Annotated in this window: 2 protein-coding genes; both read right to left on the bottom strand. The window is 55.4% G+C overall.

Annotation, left to right across the window (positions count from 1 at the left end; translation table 11 throughout):
- Window positions 1–72: 72 nt before the first annotated feature.
- Window positions 73–1191 carry a DNA polymerase III subunit beta gene (dnaN, locus tag ACOSYY_RS06635; protein WP_421661480.1) on the bottom strand — a complete coding sequence of 373 codons (1119 nt, stop codon included), beginning with the start codon at window positions 1189–1191 and terminating at the stop codon, window positions 73–75.
- A gap of 220 nt (window positions 1192–1411) precedes the next feature.
- Window positions 1412–1743: helix-turn-helix domain-containing protein (locus tag ACOSYY_RS06630; protein ID WP_421661479.1), on the bottom strand; the 332-nt coding region annotated here is incomplete at its 5' end.

Genomic DNA, 1743 nt, shown 5'->3' with positions numbered 1-1743 from the left:
AATGCTAGACGAATCGTAAACTTCAGTAGTCGCCATATCCTTCTTTCATCAAGCGTTTGAACTGCCTCCGCCTCAAATGCGCATCGGCATGATGATGTAGCGGTAGTTGTAAGCCGCTTCGCCCTCCGCGGCTTCGGGCCTCATTTCGCCCGCGCTGGCGGCGTCCTTGAAGTGAAAGGTCACGCTCGATTCCGGGCATGCCTTGAGGAATTCAAGGACGTAACTCGCATTGAACCCGATCTCTACACTCGGTCCTCCGTAGGACGCCGCTAGACTGTCCTCGCTCTCGCCGGTGTCGGAAAGAGACGAATGGACCTTCACCTCCCCGGGCTCCATGTGGACGCGCACGGCGTGAGACCGTTCGTCGGAGAACTGGGACACGCGCTCAATCGCCTGGCGGAACTCTTCCTTGCCCAGCGTAATCGCGTGCGGATGTTCTTTGGGAAGAACTCGTTCGTAGTCCGGGAAGTTGCCCGTCAGTTTCCGGCTGATGAGAAGCCGGTCTCCCATCTGAAAGAAGAGGTGATTGTCCGTTGCCGAGAAGTGAATCTTCGCATCTGCTCCGGCCTCTCCCGCCAGACGGAGGATTTCCGACATGGCTTTTCGCGGAATCAACGCGCGGAACCCGCTGGTCGCGCCAAAGTCCATCTTGCGCTCGGTCATCGCCAACCGGTGACCGTCCGTCGCCACCAGCAGCATCGCATCGGATTTCAGGACCAAAAGGGCGCCGTTCAGCGTGAAGCGCGATTCCTCGCTCGAGATCGAAAAAATGGTCTGCCCGATCATCGACGCAAACAGACCCGCGGGAATCTCCGCCACCTTATCGGCCGCCTGGGGCAGTTCCGGATAACTGTCGCGCGACATGCCGGCGATCCGCGTCCGCGAACGGCCGCAAACAATACTCGCCCAGTGATTGTCGCCAACCTTGATCTGGATGTCAGACTCCGGTAGAAGCCGAACGTAGTCGAGCAGCCTCTTCGCAGGAATCGTTCCCGCTCCGGCCTTCTTCACCTTTGCCGGGCACGAGCAACGGATCCCTAACTCCAGGTCGGTAGCCGTCAGAGTGATGCGGTCATCCGAGGCTTCGACAAGCACGTTCGACAGGATTGGGATCGTTGTCCTCTTCTCCACGACACCCTGTGACAGCCCCAACTCACGCACTAAGTCAGCTCTCGATATGGTGAATTCCATGAACTCTTACTCCCCTCTTCCTTATCTGTAGAGAGACATCGTTATAGTTGGTCCTGTGGAAGCGTGGATTTCTCTCTAAATTATACAAAACCAAATAGCTTGCTGTCTCGATAGGTTGTGGAAAAACTTTGTATGACGTCCGCATAACAATTGTCATTCGATTCGATCCACATGGTTCCACCGGGGTCGCACAGGCACATCTGTTGAAATCCATATAAGTCTAATTGAATGAATCAATTACACTGTGAATGATCCTGTTCAAATCCGGATCTTCGTGTCGAAGCTTCTCACTCTTATGGACAGAGTGTAGAACCGTTGTGTGGTGCTTGCCACCGAAGGCTCGCCCAATCTCCGGCAAGGAAGATGCGGTCAGTTCCTTGACGAGGTACATCGCTACCTGACGAGGGTATGCAATCTGGCGTGTGTTTGACTTCTGTTTCAACTGTGCCGGCTGGAGAGAAAACTTTTCGGCGACTGCACGAACCACAAGTTCGATGGTGACGCGCCTCTCGCTGCCCGCGGACAGATGCCGCAGCACTTGACGCGCCATAT

This window comes from Nitrospira sp. BLG_2, from assembly GCF_049222245.1.
This window is presented reverse-complemented; position numbering and strand designations above follow the sequence as displayed.